At 61.8% G+C, this 20,223-nt stretch carries 17 protein-coding genes and 1 tRNA gene; 8 read left to right on the top strand and 10 right to left on the bottom strand.

Translation table 11 applies throughout. The features are described from left to right. Window positions 1–76: 76 nt before the first annotated feature. From hypE to ACYQ6J_RS05375, 3 genes are all read right to left on the bottom strand, one after another. A complete protein-coding gene (gene hypE / locus ACYQ6J_RS05365) occupies window positions 77–1,165 on the bottom strand; it encodes a hydrogenase expression/formation protein HypE (RefSeq protein ID WP_460183167.1) in 1,089 nt (362 codons plus the stop codon). A 106-nt stretch (window positions 1,166–1,271) separates the two neighbouring features. Beyond that, window positions 1,272–1,796: a nitroreductase family protein gene (locus ACYQ6J_RS05370; protein ID WP_460183168.1), complete on the bottom strand. Its 525-nt coding sequence runs from the start codon at window positions 1,794–1,796 to the stop codon at window positions 1,272–1,274. A gap of 143 nt (window positions 1,797–1,939) precedes the next feature. Beyond that, window positions 1,940–2,227, bottom strand: coding sequence for a co-chaperone GroES (locus ACYQ6J_RS05375; protein ID WP_460183169.1), 288 nt, complete (start codon window positions 2,225–2,227; stop codon window positions 1,940–1,942). A 672-nt stretch (window positions 2,228–2,899) separates the two neighbouring features. On the opposite strand from ACYQ6J_RS05375, the gene ACYQ6J_RS05380 reads away from it, so the two are divergent. From ACYQ6J_RS05380 to ACYQ6J_RS05390, 3 genes are all read left to right on the top strand, one after another. Continuing rightward, window positions 2,900–3,682 (top strand): NRDE family protein, encoded by a 783-nt coding sequence (locus ACYQ6J_RS05380; RefSeq protein WP_460183170.1) that lies wholly within the window; start codon window positions 2,900–2,902, stop codon window positions 3,680–3,682. 413 nt (window positions 3,683–4,095) lie between these two features. After that, window positions 4,096–4,689, top strand: a complete 594-nt coding sequence (locus tag ACYQ6J_RS05385) for a peroxiredoxin (RefSeq protein ID WP_460183171.1) — start codon at window positions 4,096–4,098, stop codon at window positions 4,687–4,689. Window positions 4,690–4,938: 249 nt separating this feature from the next. After that, on the top strand, window positions 4,939–5,640 hold the full coding sequence (locus ACYQ6J_RS05390; RefSeq protein WP_460183172.1) for an HAD family hydrolase: 702 nt from the start codon (window positions 4,939–4,941) through the stop codon (window positions 5,638–5,640). 59 nt (window positions 5,641–5,699) lie between these two features. On the opposite strand, the gene ACYQ6J_RS05395 is transcribed toward ACYQ6J_RS05390, so the two are convergent. From ACYQ6J_RS05395 to epmB, 4 genes are all read right to left on the bottom strand, one after another. Beyond that, window positions 5,700–7,244: a TrkH family potassium uptake protein gene (locus tag ACYQ6J_RS05395; protein ID WP_460183173.1), complete on the bottom strand. Its 1,545-nt coding sequence runs from the start codon at window positions 7,242–7,244 to the stop codon at window positions 5,700–5,702. Between the two features lie 8 nt (window positions 7,245–7,252). After that, window positions 7,253–8,371: a 3-dehydroquinate synthase gene (gene aroB / locus ACYQ6J_RS05400; protein WP_460183174.1), complete on the bottom strand. Its 1,119-nt coding sequence runs from the start codon at window positions 8,369–8,371 to the stop codon at window positions 7,253–7,255. Between the two features lie 41 nt (window positions 8,372–8,412). Continuing rightward, a complete protein-coding gene (locus ACYQ6J_RS05405) occupies window positions 8,413–8,763 on the bottom strand; it encodes a hypothetical protein (protein WP_460183175.1) in 351 nt (116 codons plus the stop codon). A 189-nt stretch (window positions 8,764–8,952) separates the two neighbouring features. Further along, window positions 8,953–10,116 (bottom strand): EF-P beta-lysylation protein EpmB, encoded by a 1,164-nt coding sequence (epmB, locus tag ACYQ6J_RS05410; RefSeq protein WP_460183176.1) that lies wholly within the window; start codon window positions 10,114–10,116, stop codon window positions 8,953–8,955. 239 nt (window positions 10,117–10,355) lie between these two features. Here epmB and efp point away from each other — a divergent pair, with 239 nt between their 5' ends. The 3 genes from efp to ribD all read left to right on the top strand — a co-directional run bounded on the left by efp (window position 10,356) and on the right by ribD (window position 13,119). Beyond that, window positions 10,356–10,925 (top strand): elongation factor P, encoded by a 570-nt coding sequence (gene efp / locus ACYQ6J_RS05415; RefSeq protein WP_460183177.1) that lies wholly within the window; start codon window positions 10,356–10,358, stop codon window positions 10,923–10,925. A 13-nt stretch (window positions 10,926–10,938) separates the two neighbouring features. Beyond that, window positions 10,939–11,940: an EF-P lysine aminoacylase EpmA gene (gene epmA / locus ACYQ6J_RS05420; protein WP_460183178.1), complete on the top strand. Its 1,002-nt coding sequence runs from the start codon at window positions 10,939–10,941 to the stop codon at window positions 11,938–11,940. Window positions 11,941–12,006: 66 nt separating this feature from the next. Next, the gene (ribD, locus tag ACYQ6J_RS05425) at window positions 12,007–13,119 is read left to right on the top strand and encodes a bifunctional diaminohydroxyphosphoribosylaminopyrimidine deaminase/5-amino-6-(5-phosphoribosylamino)uracil reductase RibD (RefSeq protein ID WP_460183179.1); all 1,113 of its coding nucleotides are present in this window, start codon (window positions 12,007–12,009) and stop codon (window positions 13,117–13,119) included. A 33-nt stretch (window positions 13,120–13,152) separates the two neighbouring features. Here ribD and ACYQ6J_RS05430 read toward each other — a convergent pair whose 3' ends face one another. Together ACYQ6J_RS05430 and ACYQ6J_RS05435 are read right to left on the bottom strand one after the other, a co-directional pair. Next, the gene (locus ACYQ6J_RS05430) at window positions 13,153–13,599 is read right to left on the bottom strand and encodes a response regulator (protein WP_460183180.1); all 447 of its coding nucleotides are present in this window, start codon (window positions 13,597–13,599) and stop codon (window positions 13,153–13,155) included. 336 nt (window positions 13,600–13,935) lie between these two features. Continuing rightward, window positions 13,936–14,023 (bottom strand) — tRNA-Ser (locus tag ACYQ6J_RS05435). A 222-nt stretch (window positions 14,024–14,245) separates the two neighbouring features. On the opposite strand from ACYQ6J_RS05435, the gene ACYQ6J_RS05440 reads away from it, so the two are divergent. Beyond that, window positions 14,246–16,087 carry a hypothetical protein gene (locus ACYQ6J_RS05440; protein ID WP_460183181.1) on the top strand — a complete coding sequence of 614 codons (1,842 nt, stop codon included), beginning with the start codon at window positions 14,246–14,248 and terminating at the stop codon, window positions 16,085–16,087. Between the two features lie 182 nt (window positions 16,088–16,269). Further along, window positions 16,270–17,619, top strand: coding sequence for a Gfo/Idh/MocA family protein (locus tag ACYQ6J_RS05445; RefSeq protein ID WP_460183182.1), 1,350 nt, complete (start codon window positions 16,270–16,272; stop codon window positions 17,617–17,619). A gap of 116 nt (window positions 17,620–17,735) precedes the next feature. Here ACYQ6J_RS05445 and ACYQ6J_RS05450 read toward each other — a convergent pair whose 3' ends face one another. Further along, on the bottom strand, window positions 17,736–20,210 hold the full coding sequence (locus ACYQ6J_RS05450) for a hypothetical protein (RefSeq protein ID WP_460183183.1): 2,475 nt from the start codon (window positions 20,208–20,210) through the stop codon (window positions 17,736–17,738). Between the last annotated feature and the right edge of the window lie 13 nt (window positions 20,211–20,223).

Genomic DNA, 20,223 nt, shown 5'->3' on the forward strand with positions numbered 1-20,223 from the left:
GATAAGCCCCCGGTGGTCGGCGGTCCCGGGAATCTCCGCCGCTCGCGCGATCGCAGCAAGCAGCGTCCCGGTCGTATCAGCAGATGCGAGGCATTTGCTCTCCGGAGAGGAAGTCCAGCACGCGCGATCCGCCGAAGGCGTTGCGGAGTTCAACGACGCCGGGCGATGCCGCGGTCACTTCGCCGATGATTCGCGGGTCGGCGGCAGCAGGATGGGCCTGCATGATTTTGAGCAACGAATCGGCGGCATCCCGCGACACGATTGCGATCATCCGTCCTTCGTTGGCGACGTATAGCGGATCCAGCCCCAACAATTCGCAGGCCGCCGCGACGGAAGGTTGCACGGGGATTTGGGTTTCCTCGACGACGATGCCGGTGCCGGACTCGCGGGCCAGTTCGCATAGGGCGGTGGCCAGCCCACCGCGCGTCAGGTCTCGGAGGCAGTGCAGAGCCTGGGGAGCCTGCTTTGCCATCGCCCGCACCAGCCCATTCAACGGGGCGCAGTCGCTGGGCAAGGCGCCTTCGAATTGCAAGTTCTCCCGGACCGAGAGGATGGCGGTGCCGTGACGTCCCACGTCGCCGGAGAGCAAAATCTTGTCGCCTACCTGAATTCTGGCCGGACTGATGCTGACGTCCTCCGGGATCAAACCGATGCCGGTCGTGGTGATGAAGACGCCGTCGCCCTTGCCGCGATCGACCACCTTGGTGTCGCCGGTGATGATGCGTACGGCGGCGGCGTCCGCGGCGGACCGCATGGAGTTTACGACGGCTTTCAGCGCATCCAGGGGAAACCCTTCTTCGATGATGAAGGCGGCGCTGAGCCACAACGGCTTGGCCCCGGCCATCGCAAGGTCATTGACCGTTCCGTACACCGCCAGCGAACCGATGTCGCCGCCGGGGAAGAAGAGCGGTCGAACCACGAAAGAATCGGTCGTGAAGGCCAGGCGCGTACCGTCGCCAGTCCGGATCACCGCGCTGTCGTGCGGCGGATCGCTGAGGGGATCGCGACCGGTCTCGCCTTGCCTGCGAAAGCCGGGGAGGAATACGTCTTGAATCAGGTGCCACATCAGTCGGCCGCCGCCCCCGTGGGCCATGCGGACGGTGTCGGACGACTCTTGCGGGACGGGACAAGCCAATTGCGAGGGATCCAAGTCCGGGGAATCCATGATGAGCCTCCAAACATGACGGCGTAACTGCGGCCTTATTATACGGGTCGGATGGGGGCGATCGAAAGACCCGCGCAACCTCGACCGATTTGCGGCAGCGTCGTGATCATCCGCCGTAACGGTTGAACCAGGCCCGTCGCTCGAGGGGGAGTTTTTCTCTCTGCTTACCCAGTTCCGCGGGGACACCCAACGGCAAGACCACGCGGACTTGGCGATCCGGCGGAACGCCGAGCATCTCTGCGATGCGTTCCGCCAGTCGATGGTAGCGAAGGACTCCGTCGAGCCAGACCGTGGCGTAGCCCAGGGCGGTGATTGCCAAGAGCATGTTTTCCACCGCGGCCGCGCAGTCTTCGACGTGAAAGGAGACGTCGCCCATCACCGGACGGGGGTCCGTAACGCAGACGATCATCGCGCGGGCGGTTTCGCAGCAGGGTTTATCGAACAGCGCGGCCAGACGTTTGAGGAGGGCAGGATCGTCCACGATCACGAAGGTCGTGGTTTGGGCGTTCTTGCCGGATGGGGCCGCGATTCCGGCCCGAACGATACGCTCCAGATGCTCTCGCGGAATCGCCTCCGGGGTGAACCGCCCGCGATAACTGTACCGCGTTTCAATGGCCTCGAAGACGTCCATGCGACGTTGGAGCCTATCTTTCGGTTCTCTAAGCGGTTATTTCTTTGACACGTACCCGATGCCTGGCACGAAGGCGACCGCCACTTGTCTCGAGAGCGGTATTGGCCGCAATAGGCCGGGAGCGCGGCGTGCCGAGGGGCCGATCACTCCACGACGGCCAGGATTTCACTTTCCCGCAGTACGAGCACCTCGTCATCGCCGATCCGGATTTCCCGGGCCGCATAGGGACTGAAGATGATGCGGTCGCCCTCGGCGACTTGAGGCTCAGCCCGGGTACCGTCGGGCAGGTGCCGCCCGTCTCCAACGGCTACCACGCGCCCCTGCTGCGGTTTTTCCCGAGCAGTGTCGGGAAGAACGATACCGCCGGCGGTGCGCTCCTCCGGTTGCATGCGTCGCACAATAACATACTCCCCCAGAGGTATCAGTTTCATCGCGGCTCCCTCGACGGTTTCGGAAAAGGGACATTGTGCGCCCGAACGGTCGCAACCTCAAGACCCTTTGGTATCTCTATCAGAATTTCGGAGTAGAAAAACACCACCCAACAGATGGGTTCACAAGGGTTCGGAAATTGTTATCTTAGATATTTATTGTTCGCTAGACGATGCTGCCGCAGTGTCGGTCGAACGAATGCGGCAGCGGTGACGTAATGCTTCTGCGTCATCACATTGATTTCGTCAACCTGGGTGGTGCTGTCGAGCGGCAGGTTTGCAGGGCGGCTATACGTCTTTAATTTCGTGTAGGCCTACCGTAATCGGGATTTTATTCCCCCTTCTCCAGCGATTTTCCCGGCGAAGTGGGAAAGCCTGATAGGATTTTGCCGTTCAGGCATAGAAGGAAGTTTTTCATTTTCGCAGAGTAGTCATATCGACTGCGCAGCGATTCATTGCGGCTTTGGCCCGCCCGGCCATTATGCGCGATGGAAGTGGTGTCAAAGAGGGTTCTCTTATCCTACAAGTTAGGTCCGGGAAAAACTTTCCGGGCCGCACACATGTACTTGAATTAGACGGCAGAGCAGGACGCGATTCGCGGCGAAACAATCGCAAAGGGTTGTGAGTCTCGCGAAAGGGATTTGGAATTGTAGTAAGGAGTCGTGGAAAGCGAAGATGTGCATTCTAGCTCTTCAATTTCAAGTAGCGCGTGACGCCCCGGTTCTGTTGGCCTATAACCGCGAGGAAGATGTTGAGCGACCGAGTTCGCCGCCGCGGATTCAGTCCGGACGCCCTCGTGTGGTTTGCGGCGTCGATCGCAAAGCCAACGGTACGTGGTTGGGGGTCAATCAGCACGGTTTGTGTGTGGCGGTGTCCAACCGTCCCAAACGCGTGGTTCCGCCGGAACCGATTTCCCGGGGTCTGCTCTGTCGCAGACTATTGGGGACGACGAATGCCCGAGATGCCGCCCGACTGGCCGTGGACGAATTGTCCACGGGGAGCTATGCGGGCGCGAATTATCTGTGTGCCGATGCGAATTACGCCGCAGTCGTCTATGGGGGAGACTCCATTCGCTTGGTGGAACTGCCGCCGGGTTTGCATCTTTTGACCAACGGCGACGTGAACGATCCGAACGATCCCCGTCAGGCCTTCGCGCGGCGACTGTTGACGCTGCAAAAGCTCGATTCGGCGGTGGCCTTTTTGGCTGTGGTCAGCCGGACGTTCGCTCGCCGCGCAGATGCCGAAGGGCGTTGGGGAGTGGTCATCGGAAACGGCAAGATTCGAACCGTGTCCTCGACGTTGCTTTCGCTGACGAAGCGACCGCACAATTCGATTCTGCAATATGCGGGAGGGCCGCCCGATACGACTGCGTACGAAGATTACTCGGCCTTGCTGCGGCAGGTTTTGGCCAGCGATCGTTCGGCCGCGCGGGCCGCTGCCGCCATGGCTAGGGGATGATTCCGACGGAGTCAGCCTCCTGACGGTCGCCGGTTCACGTCTAACCAGAAGTCTTGAAAGCCCAAAGTGTCCGCCGTACGACCTCGCGGGGTTTTGCGGCGGACTTGCCGTTTCTTGTGGGAGTGTTCCGCCTGAAATCTTCGGGAAGGCCGATTTTCCCGGCATTCATTCATCAACAGGGGCGATCTTGCCGCCGCGCGGCCCCCTCCACGGCGGTGGGCATGATTGACTCTTGCGGAGCCGACGCATAATTTTCTGTAACATCCTTCCTGCGATTCGTCGAGAATCATCGCCGCGTTCCTTTCGGTTGGTTCGCCCCAAGTGCGACGATAACATGAAGATTCGTCGCCCGGCACCGGACGGCGGTGATGTTGAAGGTTACGGGTTTCTGTCACTTTCCGGAGGTTGAAGTCATGGGTGTGTTGGTTACCAAAGAGGCGCCGGATTTCAAGGCCAAGGCCGTCATGCCGGACGGTTCGTTCCAGGATATCTCCCTGAGCGACTACCGCGGCAAGTATGTGCTGCTGTTTTTCTATCCGTTGGACTTCACGTTCGTCTGCCCCACCGAGATCATAGCGTTCTCGGATCGGATCGCCGAATTTGAGAAGTTGAACGTGCAGGTGCTGGGATGCTCGGTGGATAGCCACTACACGCACTTGGCATGGCGGAACACGCCGCGAACGCAGGGCGGTTTGGGCGACATCCGCTATCCTCTGATCGCCGATTTGGATAAGAGAATCTCGGCCGACTACGACGTGCTGCTTCCCGGCGGTATCGCCTTGCGAGGCCTGTTCCTGATCGACAAGGCCGGGATCGTACGGCATCAGGTGGTGAACGATTTGCCGCTCGGACGGAGCGTGGACGAGGCCCTGCGGGTGGTTCAGGCTTTGCAGTATTTCGAAAAGCACGGCGAAGTCTGCCCGGCCAACTGGCACGAGGGCGAACCGACCATCAAGCCGGACCCCAAGGCCAGCACGGAGTTCTTCTCCAAGGTCTACAAGGATTGAGCCCTCGCGGCACGAATCCGGTCCGCCGATCTCCGCGTAAAGAGCGAAAGCGGCGGCCTGTTCGAGTCTAATCCGTGAACGGCCCCCAAATGCCTCGGGGGCCGTTCTTTTTGGCCCGTCTTCTTGACCGAAGACGATCCGGATAAAAAAGAAGGACTGCTCGATTGGTGCTCGCGAGGCGGTGGGATTCTCTGATGAGTCTCGGCATTCGCGAGTGTGGCGGGATGGGAAGATTGATCCGAGGACAAGATGGCTCTCCGAAACCCCACGGAAGAACAGCAGGGCTTCGGCTGCATATTCGACATGGACGGGGTGCTGATCGATTCGTACCGCGCCCACTTCGAAAGTTGGCGGCAAATCGCGGCGGAAGAGGGACTGCACATCACGGAACCGCAGTTCGCCAAGACTTTCGGCCGGACCAGTCGCGAGATCATTGCCGCACTCTGGGGAGACAAGACCTGCGACGAGGCAAAGATTCAAGATTTGGATCGCCGCAAGGAAGCCGCCTTCCGTGATTTGATCCGGGATGACTTTCCCATCATGCCGGGCGCCCGGGAACTATTGGACGAACTCCACGCGAACGGTTTTCTGCTGGCGATCGGATCGTCGGGACCGCCGGAAAACGTAGCCTTGACGCTGGAGCGACTGGGACGGCAGTCGTTATTCTCTGCGGTGGTCACCGGCATGGATGTGACACGCGGTAAACCGGATCCCCAAGTGTTTCTGCTGGCGGCCGAGCGCTTGGGCTTGCCGCCCGACCGGTGCGTCGTGGTGGAGGATGCTCCGGCGGGAATCGAGGCCGCTCATGCGGCGGGCGCCAAGGCGGTGGGCTTGGCAAGCACGGGCCGAACGCATCAAGATTTGGCGGCAGCCGACCTGGTGGTCGACCATTTGCACGAACTGTCGCCCGCCTTGCTTCGCACGCTCATCGCACCGCGATTGGATTCGTGAGCACCCGCGGCGTCGTCCGGAGGCCGGCACGCCGGTTCGGCGCACGGCGTCGGTCGCGGTTATCTGCGACTCCAAAAGCCCGGCATGAAAAGCACCAAGATCGGGAAAAGCTCGATCCGGCCCAAGAGCATCAACAGCGACAGGATGATCTTGGAGATCGGTTGCAGCGATCCGAAATTCGCGGTCGGTCCGAACATTCCCAAGCCCGGGCCGACGCCGTTGATCGTCGCGGCGACGGCGGAGAAGCAATCCAGCAGTTTGTCGCCCGAGTGAGCCGTCCACGTCGTAAGCGGTTCGAAGACCAGCAGGGCCAACCATGCGGCCACGGACACCCAGGCGATTAGCAGAAGATAGACCAGGACGTCTTGGAGGATCTCCGAATCGGTGATCGGGACGCCGCCCAAACGGATATGTTTCACCATGCTGGGGCGGAAGGAGCGTTGCAGTTCAAGAGAAACGATCTTGCCCAAAAAGACGTATCGGATGACCTTGACGCTGCACGAAGTGCTGCCTGCGCAACCCCCGATGTACATCAAAACCAGCAGCAGCCCCTTGCAAAAGGGCGGCCAACGGTCGAAATCGGCCGTGGCGAAACCGGTGTTGGTTTGAATGGAAACGCATTGGAATAGGGCCATGCGCAGGCTCTCCAAGGGGCCTGCCTGATGATGCCGGATCAGTGCCGCCGTCATGAAGAGCACGGCGACCGCGACGATCGAGAGATAGACCCGAAACTCCAGGTCCGAAAATAGGCGCCGAATATTGCCCTTGGCCGCAAAGTAAAGCAGGGCGAAATTCGTACAGCCCAACAGCATGAACAGGACGATCGTCAACTCGACGGCGGGACTGCGATAATAGCCTACGCTGGCGTTGTGCGTGCTGAACCCGCCCGTGGCAATCGTACCGAAGGCGTGACACAGGGCGTCGTACAGGGAAAGGCCCTGCAAAACCAGCAGCAGCGTCAGAATAGCGTTCAGCATCAGAAAAACGGCGCCGAAGGCCATGGCCGCGCGCCGCGTCTGCTCGTGCGTGGAGGTCTGGGACGGTGCCGCCACCTCGACGCGAAGCAATGCCTTGCTGGCGGAACCTAAACCCAGAAGGGCAACGAAGAGCACGATGATTCCCAACCCGCCCAGGAAATGCATCTGGGATCGCCAGAAGAGAACGGCGGGCGAGATCAGGCGGCGGTCCTCCACGTCGGAAAGCACGCTGGCGCCCGTGCCGCTGAACCCCGAGGCCGATTCGAACAAGGCGTCCGCGAATCCCATCCGAACGATTTTGCCGTCGGGCGAGTAGCCCCTGCCGGTACCGGAGAGCAGGAACGGGCACGCGCCCAACACGCTGGCCGCCAACCACGATAATCCGACCACGGCGATGGCTTCGCGATGCAGCAGGCGTTGCGCGACTTCCTTGCGTCCCACGTACCAAAGGCATCCTCCCACCGCGCCGCAAATCGCCATGGATCCGAGCAGACCGAAAAAGCCCCGGGCATCGAAGACCTCGGTCTGTCCGCAGATGGGCAACGACCAGGGCAGGCTGATCGCCATGCTCCCGCCTACGATTAGGGCGATCATTCCCAAGATACGACAGATCAACCGGATATTCATGGCGATCTTCAGAATACGGACTCATCATCGGCGGCGGCCTGCAACGCCGCGACGACCTGTTCCGGAGACACGGAGTCGATCAATTCGACGTGACCGATTTCCGTAGGCAATACGAATCGCAACCGCCCGTCCCGCACCTTCTTGTCGTGCATCATGCAGGCCGTGACATCCTGCGGGGAAAGCTCTGGAGGACGAGTCGGCAGTTCCAATCGCCGCAACAGTTCGGCTTGCCGTGCGACGACTTCCGGTTCCAGCAGCCCCAAACGCGCGGCCAGGACCGCCGCGCAGTGCATCCCCGCCGCCACCGCCTCGCCATGCAACCAGACGCCGTAACCGGTGAGAGTCTCGAAGGCATGGGCGAAGGTGTGACCGTAGTTCAGTACGGCCCGCAAGCCCGATTCCTCTCGCTCGTCCTTCTCCACGATGTCGGCTTTGAGACGGCAGCAACGCGCCACGACGGGCCCCAAGACATCTGCGTCTTGGCGAAGCAAGGCCTCGGTCTCCGCTTCCAACAGCGAGAAGAACGGGGCATCCAAGATCATGCCGTACTTGACGACCTCACCCAACCCGGAGACGTACTCGCGCCGCGGCAGCGTCCGTAGGGAACCCACGTCGGCGACGACTCCCATGGGCTGATGGAAGGCGCCGACCATGTTCTTGGCTTGCGGTAAGTTGATGCCGGCCTTGCCGCCCACCGAACTATCGACTTGAGCAAGGAGGCTGGTGGGAATTTGAAAGAATCGCAGACCGCGGGCATAGGTGGCGGCTAGGAATCCGCCCAAGTCGCCAACCACGCCGCCGCCCAAGGCTGCCACGACGGTCCCGCGATCCGCGCGGGCATCGAGAAGGCTTTGCCATCCCGCCGCCGCCGTCTCCACAGACTTGCTCGGCTCACCGGCGGGAACGATCCACGTGTCTGTGCGCAGCCCGTGCTCCTTCAAGGAATTGCATACTTCGGAAAGGTAAAGGGGCGCAACATGTTCGTCCGTGACGACCCAAACGTGTGAGGTGCGCCCCAGATCGCCGATGATGCGCCCGACTTGGGCCAGCAAGTCCGTGCCCACCAGAATGTCGTAGCTTCGCGGTCCGAGTTCGACGCGGACGGATGTGGAGGAGCGTTCGGACATGGAAAACTCTTAGGGTGGAAACTTGGACGGGTACGATGCGTTCAGCCTTCCGCGGGCGAACCGCCGGGCGTCGGGGCAGGCCCGCTTCCCGCGTCGGTGTTCGGCCTTGCGGTCTCGCCGCTTGGCGATTCCGAACCGGACGACGCCGCTTTCTCGGACGCGACCGCTATGCCCAGGATTCGTTCCACGTCCGCCGCGGCAACCCGGACCTCACGACGAAATCCGGTCGGAAGTCGGACGTATTCCAGATCGGAGGCCTGCGACGCTTGTTCGTGCAAGGCGCGCTCCACCCGGCGACGCGAGTCTTCTTCCAAGCCGAAAGTACCGTTCGGCCAGAGAGTCGTCTCCTCGACGACCAAGGCATCTCGATACGGGTCAAACGCTTCGGCCATAATCTTTTCCGGATGTATGTTTCGACAGAAAAACTAACGAATCCAGGAGAAAAACGAACGAATCGGCACGGCGACGATCGGTCGCGTCGCGGTCACCGCGCGACCGCGAATTCGCCGCCGCGAGACACGGTGCGAGCGCCGCCCCGCCGTTAGGCTCGCAATTCGACCATGATAGTCGCGATGGCTTCGCTAAGCCAGTGGCGATTTGAAGGGTCTGTCGGGAGTTTCTCTGACGTAGCGGGGGACGGCGTAGCCCGGAAGCTTGGCACGCAACTCCTCCATGAGCCTTTTTCCCTTGTCAACCGGCACCTCGAAATGGGCCGCGCCCTCGACCCGATCCAACTGATGAAGATAATACGGGATCACACGCAGGTCCGACAAACGTTCGCACAGTTCCGCGAGGACCTCCGCCGAGTCGTTGATACCCGCCAAAAGTACGCTTTGAGACAGCACCGGTATTCCCGCGTCGATGAACCGCCCGATAGCTGCTGCCGTGGCGTCATCCAGCTCCTGCGGATGATTGACATGGATGACCACGATCGGCGTCAATCGCGAGAACTTGAGGGTCGCCAACAAGCCGTCGGTCACTCGCTGGGGTATCACGACCGGCATCCGTGTGTGGATGCGAATGCGGGTAAGATGAGCGATTTGCGAGACCCTGAGAATCAGGGCCGACAGCTTGTCATCGTCCAACAGGAGGGGTTCGCCGCCGCTGAGGATGATTTCCCTGCAATCGGTTCGAGACTCCAAGTACCGCAATGTTTCGGGGGGCAAGAGCGGCGAGGCGATTTCATGGGACGGCGCTTTCGAAACGGAATCTCGGGATGTGACGCCGGGTCGCATCAGCTTGTCGTAGGGCAAATGTCGCCGAAAGCAGTAGCGGCAATGGACGGGGCAACCCCCAATCGTTAACATGAGTAGTCGGCTTGCATACTTGGCGAGGACTCGTGGAGCGGGCGAGGCCGAACGTTCGGCCAAGGGATCGGACGAGAATCCGTTCGGACGATCCAGTTCCTCGGAGGTGGGGAAAAACTGCCGCAAGACCGGATCGTGTGGATTTCCCGGCTGAATCCGCGACAGAACCGTCCGCGGCACGAGTAGCGGGAAAGACCGCCCGGCGCTCCGCGCCAACTCGGCGCACCGGTCGGGAAGCCCGAGGATGCGGCAAAGCTCCTTAGGGTCCGTAATTGCTTCAGCGACCACCTGCTGCCACGATTTGGCGGCCTCGTGCCGCGGGGAAAATTCCGGCGCCCGGCAAAGTCGTGGAGCGGCATCCGGAAACGTCGTGCCGTCGGCCGACCGATCGGGTAGTTCGGGAAGCGGTATTCGTTGTGGTTCAACAGGCTGGGGCATCGAGGATATTCGGATTTCAAACCGTTACGCCGTTTCGGCTCGTTCAGTTCTGCATTCGCGATTCCGGTAAATATCATCCTAAGATAGGCGAAAACCTCAGCGGAGGGAACGGTTTCCCGGCGACGTCGGCGATCACGCTGCTCGCTTGAGCAAAGTCGGCGGCGTTACCGTGGATCGGCGGGATGAAGGGTCCGAGTGCGATTTGGTATTCAAGGCATTCCAGGTAAAAGGACGTGTTCGTGGCCACCTACAACACCAGCGAATTCAAAAAGGGTCTCAAGGTTCAGATCGACGGCGAACCCTATCTGATGATCGAGTGCAATTTCGTGAAGCCGGGCAAAGGGCAAGCTCTATACAAGTGCCGCCTCAAGAACCTCATCCGAAACACGGTTCTCGACCGCACCTACAAGAGCGGCGATTCGATTGAGGCCGCGGACGTCGAGGAAATCCAGACGCAGTATCTTTACCGCCAGGGTGATCAGTTCGTGTTCATGGACAACAACACCTACGAACAATACGAACTGAGCAAGGAACAAGTGGACGACGCTTGGAAATACCTCAAGGAGGGCATGAACTGCGCCATGGTCCTGTTCAACGGTCGGCCCATCTCGGTCACGCCGCCCAATCACGTGGTCCTGCGCGTGGAGTACTGCGAACCGGGAGCCAGAGGCAACACCGCCACGAACGTGACCAAGCCTTGCACCGTGGAAACCGGAGCGGAAATGAGCGTGCCGGCCTTCGTGGAGATGGGCGACTTGATCAAGGTGGACACGCGGACCGGCGAGTATATCGAGCGAGTCAAGGAATAATTCGAGGCTCCGCATGCCGAAAACCTCCCCGCAACGCGACGGCTTTCATCCCGCGGCTTCGTGGGAGGTCTTGCAACTTCGAGCCAAGCTCCTTCGTCGTATCCGCGACTTTTTCGATGAGCGGGGCTTTCTGGAGGTCGAGACGCCCTTACTCTCGGCCGATACGGTGGTCGATCGGCATCTCGACCCGTTTCGCGTGGATATCGGCGGCGGGAACGGTGCGGCCGACTCGGCTTCGCAACCGCGCTGGCTGCAAACGTCGCCCGAGTTCGCCATGAAGCGTCTCCTCGCCTCGGGCGCGGAGGCGATCTATCAAATCACGCGAGCATTTCGCCAAGGCGAGTTGGGGCCGCTCCACAACCCGGAATTCACCATCGTCGAATGGTATCGGGTGGGGGACAACATGGCGAGCGGAATCGACCTGCTGGGCGAGCTGGCCGTGAAACTGTTGGAGTGCCCGCCGCCCCGGTTGGTCACCTACCGCGACGTCTTCCTGGAACATGTGTCGCTCGATCCGCTGACGGCGGAGACCGCGGAGTTAGAGCAGGCCGCCCGAAGTCGTTTGCCTGCCGTGCCGGAATCCTTCGCTTTGGATGATCGGGACGGTTGGCTCGATTTGCTCCTCAGCGAGTGCATTCAACCGCGGCTGGGAAGAGGTCGCCCCGTCGTTGTTTGCGATTACCCGGTCAGTCAGGCCGCTTTGGCGATGGTTCGGCCCACCGATCCACCCGTCGCCGCCCGATTCGAGCTATTCGCCGAAGGCTTGGAATTGGCCAACGGCTATTTGGAACTCTTGGATGCCGCGGTCTTGAGGGACCGCATGAAATCGGCCAATCAGTGGCGAGTACGGGACGGCAAAGCGATGCTGCCGGAGACGAACCGCTTGCTGGCGGCGATGGAGGCGGGCCTTCCGCGCTGCGTGGGGGTCGCCCTGGGATTCGACCGCGTCGTCATGCTGCGCGCCGGGGAAAGCGAAATCCGCCGCGTGATGGCATTCCCCTTCGATATCGCGTAAACTGGGGCAGAGGATCGCGCCGAGAGGTGCGAGCCGGGGAGGTGGTTAAGCAAAGGGGGGCGGACCATGGGTGTTTCCCAGGCGGAATTGGACGCGTGGCATATGGCCCGCGCGCTGGAAATCGCCGGCCAAGGTCGGGGAAAAGTGGAACCCAACCCCATGGTCGGTTGTGTGATCGCGCGGGGAGCCGAGATCATCGGCGAAGGTTACCATCAGCGCTATGGCGGCCCTCATGCCGAGATCGAAGCCCTCCGCGTGGCCGGATCCCGGGCCGAAGGCGCCGTGATGTACGTCACGCTGGAACCGTGCTGCCATCATGGCAAGACGCCGCCTTGCACGGAGGCGGTCATCGCGGCGGGCATCTCCAGAGTCGTGGTCGCCATGCAAGACCCCTTCGCCGAAGTGGCGGGAAAGGGGTTGGAAGCCTTGCGACAGGCAGGCATCGAGGTGTCCTGCGGACTGATGGAGGCGGAGGCCCGCGAGCTGAACGCCCCATATCTCAAACTTCTCGCCGTCGCCCGACCTTGGGTCATTGCCAAGTGGGCAATGACGCTCGACGGCAAGATCGCCACGGTCGCCCGCGAGAGTCGCTGGATATCCGGTCCCGCCTCCCGCGCCCGCGCCCATGCTCTCCGCGGTCGCGTCGACGCCGTCTTGGTCGGTAGCGGGACGGTCTTGGCCGACGATCCGCTCCTCACCGTTCGTCCGCCGGGGGATCGTACTCCGCTCCGGGTGGTTTTGGACGGTCGAGCGCGAATCCCCCTGGAATCTCGATTGGTTCGCACGGCGAGAGAAACGCCCGTCCTCGTCGCCGTCAAGGAGTCGGCGGACGCGGACGCCTGCAAGGCCTTGGAGGCGGCGGGTTGCGAGGTCCTGGTGTGCCCCGGCGAGGATTGCACGGCGCGTCTGGATTCCTTGTTGGTCGAATTGGGCAAACGCCGCATGACCAACGTCTTGATCGAGGGCGGCAGTCGCTTGCTGGGCGCCGTTTTCGATGCCGGTATGGTCGACGAGGTGCACGTCTTTGCGGCGCCGAAACTGTTTGGCGGTCAATCCGCCCCCTCCCCCATTGCCGGTGAGGGAATCCCATGCATCGACGCCGCCAAGGAAGTCCGCATCATGGCGGTGGAGCGACTGGATACGGACATCTACATTCAAGGGCGACTGACGCGCCCGTAGAATCGCCGTGGAATCGCGGCGAAGCGAGGCCGATCAACCGCACTCGCGGCCCCACCACCGGCGATCGTTAGCTGCCTGCTCGAGAACGGTCACCAGCACGTTGAGGTCGAACGGTTTGGCCAAGAAGAATTGCCCGCCCACTGCTCGGCAGCGCTGTACGATGTCGCGGTCGTCCACGGCGCTCAGGATGATGATGGGCAGGTCCGACGTGCGATAATCTTCCGTCAAGGTGCGGCAGACATGCAGGCCGTCCACGTCCGGCAGGCAGATATCCAAGATGACCGCGTCGAGCGACTCTTCCCGTGCGAGTCGCAAGGCCTCTCTTCCCAAGGCTGCCGCGAGAACCCGGTAGCCCAGATTCTCCAACCGCCATGAGAGCGATTCCCGGATCGTTTCGTCATCATCGACCAACAAGACCGTGGGCGCCGACGGTTTTTCGACGACCTCGCCCTCCGGTTGTGCCGCGTATTTCGGATCCATGGGTAATTCCGATTTTGCCCCTGGGAAATCGACGTCCCCGGATCATAAGAAGCGGTCTGCTTGACAACTCTAACTTGCGGAGGAGTTTCCGGCAAAAGAGTTTGGCCGAAAATCGAAAAGAGTAACGGCCCAAGCGGCGGATCGTAAGGACTGTGCCGGTTGTGCGGTCCGACGAAATTGGGCGCCCGCCCCCAACATCCAATCAGCACCGTTACGAGATGCTCCCGATAGGCACGGTTGCGATGATCTGATGAAGATGAATCGATGAGTCGCGGACCGCAAACCCGCGGAAAAGGTGGAGTCGGGAAAAACTCCCAGTCCGGTAGACGTATTGAGCGGAGAGGACAGGATTCGAACCTGCGAGGGGTGGAACACCCCTACGGATTTAGCAAACCCGCGCCTTAGACCACTCGGCCACCTCTCCGAATCGGCGAAAACTCTTCGTATACTCTAGCAACCGGATCGCCGTCCGGCAATGCGGGGTTAAACCTGACCTGTTACCCATGAATAGAAATGTCCCGTGATTCTCACGAGTTGCCGAATACTTCCCCCTTGATTTGAGAAAGGTTCTGTGATGATGCGAGATTGGTTGACACACCGTGGCGATACCGCGAGGCCGGCACGGAAGCGGTCTCGGGGATCGGGCATGCAACACCGGCGACGGGAATCGCCCTTCAACGGACTCGCGGCCGGCGCGGCGAAGATCGTTCTGGCCGTTCCGATTTTGATTTCCTTGGGAGTCGGCGTGGCAAGCGCCGAAGAACCCTCGGCGGACGCTGCTCGCGTGATCCGTCGCTCCGATGTGGTCTTCATGTACGACAACCCGGCCCTCTACGAGACCTACGGTTGCACGGTGATGGGCTGGGCCGGTCGCGCCGATCGAGAGCACATCGCCGAAGCCCATAAGAAGGGAGTTCGCGTCTTCGCCTCAAGCGTGGGGTTTCGCACGGAATTCGCCGGGATGATCGACTTTTCGCCGCGATTCGCGGAGGCCCGGTGCGTCAATTTCGCGGGGGAACCCTTCATCGTACCGTGGCTTTGGGATCACAAGCACAAGGGGGAGCCGGCGTGGTGGTTTTGCACCAACAGCCCCTTGTACCGCTCTTACCTTCGACAGCGCTTGGAGCGGGTCGTCGCCTCCGGGGCCGACGCCTTGCATATCGACGATTACACGGGGACCGCCGGCGCCGTGACTTGGTTGGACGCCTGCTTCTGCCCCAACTGCATGGAGGGTTTTCGGGAATATCTCCGCGTGCACGCCGACGAAGCCGAACTCCGCGAGTTGGGCATCAACGATCTCGATCGGTTCGACTACGGCGAGTTCTTGCGGAAGCAAGGGATCACGCCGGAACGCTATCACCGCGAACGCGCGAAACTGCCGCTTGCCGCTGCCTTTCTCGATTTTCACGTCAAGGCCGTCACCGAGTTCGTGGCCGAGTTTCGCCGCGAAGGCGAACAATCGAAGGGCGGACCGCTGCCGCTGGCGGTCAATTCCAGCCTCAGCGGACCGATGAATCTGGCGATCACGCCGCATCTCGGCTATTTCTGCTGCGAATTGGATCATCGCGCGGAATCGAGGGAAGTCCCGCTCCAACCCGTTTACGCCTACAAACTGGCGGACGGTTTGAATCGCCCCGTGACCTCCACGGCAAGCGGCGGGGATTGGGCCTACATCAACGAGCACCAATTGCCGGGCTTGGTGCGAACCTGGGCGGCACTTTCCTATGCCTTCGGCCACAACTTGATGGTGCCTCACCGCATGTGGTGTTACACCAAGGAAAAGGGGACGCATTGGTACTCCGGTCCCACGGAGGAATATGCCTGGCTGTATCGCTTCGTCCATGAGCATGCCGATCTGTTCGATGGGTTTGAAGCCGTCGCACCGATTGCGGTCCTTTACGACAATCACTCCCAGCGTCAGGGCAAGGGGAGTATTCAGAGCATCGTGCGGAGTTTGGCCGACGCGAATGTGCCGTTCGCCGTGGTCGTGCAGGGCGACGATTGGTTGCCGGGCTATCGCGTCACCAAAGAGATGCTCGACCCATACCGGTTGTTGATCGTGCCGGGCGATTTGGAACCCGACGCCGACCTGGCCGCCCTGTTGCAGGCGGAAAAAGATCGTGGCCGCGTGCTCACCTGGTCCGACGTCGCCGCGATTCACGCCCGACTGGGCGAAATGGTGAGCGTCCAAGGAACGGACCGGGTGCTGGTGGTGCCCCGCGTCCGCAAGGGGCGGGACGGTTCGATCGTAGCGGTCCACCTCGTGAACCGCGCGTATCGTAAGGAGGACGACGGCATGGACCCTCGACCGCCTTTCCAAGTGACATTGAGCGCGGACCTCTTGGGGCGACCGGCCAACGCTTTCCGCGAGGCGACGCTGTATACGCCCCGGGCCGAACCCGTGCGGGTAAACGTCCAGGCCGTCGAGCGGGGATTGCGAATCGACGTGCCGGGTCTTGACTTTTGGGGCATCGTGGAGTTGCAATAGGGGGGCGATTCGATCGCATGATTTTGCCGGATTTCGGGGAGGCTCCGACGACGGCGATCAGCGCGCGGCGGTCTATCTTTCGGCCGCGACGAACTCGGCGGCCTTGTCGTTATCTCGGTCGGCAGGGCGGGGCCGCGGATTCCACGATCGTTTGCCGTCCGACCCTCAGTGGAGATTGAATCATGTCGCAACCTCGAAAAATGAACCGACGGAAATTCTTCGACCGATCGGCAACCGGCGCGGCGGGCGTGGCCGTGCCCCTGGTCTTGGCTCAAGGCGTCTTGGGGCAGGACGGGGCCGCCGGGGCCAACGACAAGCTCCGCGTTGCCTTGATCGGTTGCGGCGGGATGGGACAGGCCAATCTTGCCAACACCGCCCAGCATCCCGACGTCGCCGTAGCGGCGGCCTGCGACGTTTGGGATGAACGCGCGGCGGCAGTGGTGAAGAAGTACGAAGGCGCCCGCGCCTACAAAGATTATCGCGAGGTCCTCGATCAGAAGGATATCGACGCCGTGATCGTGGCCACGCCTCCCCACTGGCATACGTTGATCGCGATTGCCGCGTGCGAGGCCGGCAAGGACATGTACCTGCAAAAGCCCATGACCCTGCACCTGGGCGAAAGCCTGGCCGTTCGCAACGCCGTGCGGCGACACCAACGCATCGTTCAAATCGGCACCCAAATCCATGCCTCGGAGAACTATCGCAGGGTGGTGGAGAAGATTCGGGCGGGCTTCATCGGCCCGGTAGGTTGCGTGCGGACCTTCAACGTCATGAACCAAGGGCCGGAAGGCGTGGGCCACGATCCCAACACGACGCCTCCGCCCGGCTTGGATTGGGATATGTGGCTCGGTCCCGCCCCGCAGCGTCCTTTCAACGCCATCCTCGCCGCCAACTCCTACAATCACGGATCATGGATGGATATCAGCGGCGGTTGGACTCCCAACATGGCGCCCCACATCATCGACCTGCCCATTTGGGCCTTGGACCTCGGCTTGCCGACGCGGGTCCATTGCTCGGGCGGACGGTACGTCATCCGCGACGACGGCGACGCCCCCGACGTCCAGGAGATGCTCTTCCAGTATCCCAATTTGACCATGACCTGGATGTCCAGTTTGATTAACAGCTACGGTTTCGATCTCCACGGCGAACCCGTGCCCAAACGCCGACTGGGCATCTATTTCCACGGCGTGGACGGCACGATGTATTGCAACTACTCGATGCACGAAATCGTGCCCGAGGGAGACCGCATGAAGGACCGCACGCCGCCGGAGCCTTCCATTCCGCCGTCGCCGGGCCACGAGATCGAATGGGTGAATTGCGTAAAGACGCGGGAGCAACCGTCCTGCAACGTGGAGTATCACATCAAGATCGATATTCCCATCGTGCTGGGAAATCTCGCCTATCGCCTGGGGCGTTCGGTGCAGTTCGACCCCGCCACGGAGTCCATCGTGGGCGACGAAGAGGCGGCCCGACTGGCTGTGCCGGAATATCGCAAGCCGTGGAAATTCCCCGCGGAATACCTCAAGTCCTGAGCGGCGTTACGTACACCCGGCTTGCATATCCTCCCGCTTCCGCCGCCGGATCGCGCGGCGGAGGCGGGGTTGAGTTCGTCGGTGATTGACGGCGTCTTGTCGCTCGACGGTTGCGGTCAGTCGTACTGCAACTGCGCCGTGGCGCGACAGTCTTTGTCGCAACGAAGCCGCAACCAGTGGGCTTGGTAGCCCTTGGGAAAGGCGTACGAAACGCTCCGGCCTGGGGGAACGGCGATTGCCTGCCAATCGTGGAAGCCTTGGTGATCGAAGTTGATTTCCAGGGTGAAGGTCACGGTTTCGGGTTGATCGTGGGCAAGCGTCAGGGTCTTCCGATCGAAGCCCGTCATGAGGTAAGGGTCGGACGGTTTGCCTGCCGATACGGCGGTTTCACGCCACGGTCCGCCCTGTCCACGGGGCTTGCCGAGTTTCCATAGGTCGTCCAACGCTCCAAACCACAGTCCGGGGCCGCCATCGGCGCGGAACACATGCCCGTCCGGGATCGCGCCCTCGCGCACGCCGGCCAAGACCAACAGTCCGCGCCACGAGCAAAAGTCGAGGATGCGGCGATCGTGCGAGGCGACGGGCTTCATCCGTTCCCAGTCGGGCTTGCCATTACCGCCTCGGGGTACCTCATAGAACGTGCCGTGAATATGGGCCAAGAATCGCTCGGAAGCGCACTCGCGGACACCCCGGGCCCGACCGACCAGCGCGTCGAACGCCGTCGCGCCTTTTGGCAGTCGGAAGGTCTTGCCGTCGGCGTTGCGGACGATCACGGAAGCATCATCCACCGCGTAGTCGGATACGATTTTTCCCACCGCCACGACCTCTGCGGTACGATCCTCGTCGGGACGCAAGACGGTCGGTTCACCCCGCGGCGTGATGTCCACCTCGCGGTAGACTCGGGCCGTCCCGTCCGGACCGGCGTGCTCATCCGTAACCCATTGCAGATTGCGGTTGTGCGCTGCCGGGCGAATGATGCCGCCGTAGACGGGCGCCGGCTCCGTGACGCGAGCCAATCCCGCGAATAGTTCGTCCTCGCCCGGCGAGTCCGGGCGAGGCGAGGCAACGTGAAAATACGCGGTCGCGCGGCAGTCGGCGGAGGCAATCACGCGGATCCATTCGCCGGGAGCGTCCTCCGGCAGCACCTCACACGCATAGCCGCCGGAAGGAACCTCGAGGGTACGGATCGTCCGCCATTCCGCCGTAGGATTGTCGCTCGTTTGCAGAACGAATTGCACGGGTACCGACGCGTCGTGGACGATGTGGACCGTTCGCTCGCGGTATCCGGCGAACAGAAACGGTTCCGAAGGTTCATCCCCACGGACTGCGTCGTCAAGCCATACACCGCCCCAACCCGACGCCGGGCCGAACGTCCGCAATTGGTCCGCCGTTCCGAACCATAGGTTGGATTGGGCCTGGCCGCACATCGGGTTCTGCATCATCGAGGCGTCGTCGGCACCGAGGATCACCTGATCGTTCCAATTGCAAAAATCGGGGATGTACCGCAGGTGCGTGCAGATCGGGCGAATTCCATTGGCGGATCGTGAGGCGAAATTCGGGGGGAATTCGAACATCTGCCCGTGCATGCAGAGCATCAGGCGTCCGGGGGCGATTTCGCGGATGCGCGGCCACTCCGTGTACCAACCATGCCGCGGATCGAAGGTATGCGAACCCTTGGGCAATCGGAACGTGGACCATGTGCCGCCGTCGAGCAGTTTCAGGATCACGGACCGCTTGTCCCAGCCCACGGCCCAAAGCGGGGCGAGGTCGTCGGGCGAACCCCACAGTCCGCCGGGGCCGGTGACATCGCAGAATTGCTTACGTTCCACGATCCGCCAGGTTTCGCCGTCCCACTCGGCCAGGACGCCGGCCTCGTCCCCGACCGCCGGTCCGCCCACCAACAGCTTGCGGTAGGCGTCGGCAGGCCCGACCTCTCCGTTGTTGGCGATGACGACGCGTCTCTGGGCCGTATAGCCGCCCTTGCCGTGCCAACCCGGCACGGGCTTGTCGAACAGCTTGACCGCTTTCAAGGAATGGACGTCGACTTCGTAGATCGCCCCTTCCATGTCGAAGAAATAGACCTTGTCGGCAGGTTCGCGGAGGTGCCGCATCACGGCGGTCATGCGGCCCCGCAGTTCGTTCAAATCGGCCGCCCGAACGACGCCCCGAGCGTCGATGAAATACGGTCCCAAAATCAACTGATTCGACTCTCGATGATACATCCGTCCGGCGTGCGTCCCACCCACGCTTTCGGGCCGAATGCGGACGTTCATCGCCGCGTCCAATTCGTAGAGCTTGTCGTTGCTGCCCGTCGTCTTGTGCTGCGGGTAGGTGAGATACCACAGGCGATCCTGCCACACGGCGATGGCGCCGATGCCGCACTCGCCGTGGTTGGGTCGGTCGGCAGGGTCTTGGGGCTGATTGAAGACCGCCAGGTGCGGATAAATCCCCGAGATGCGGCAATAGTCCGGGCCGCGGGGAGTCGCCTGCTCGCTTTCCAAAGCCCACGCCGGCGGTCCCGGTAGCCAGGCCAAGAGCAAAACCGCGGTCCAACAGCCGGCAAATGCGCGTACGATCGGGGAATGAGCCATGGGTGCGTCTCCA

Source organism: Thermopirellula anaerolimosa, from assembly GCF_054657335.1.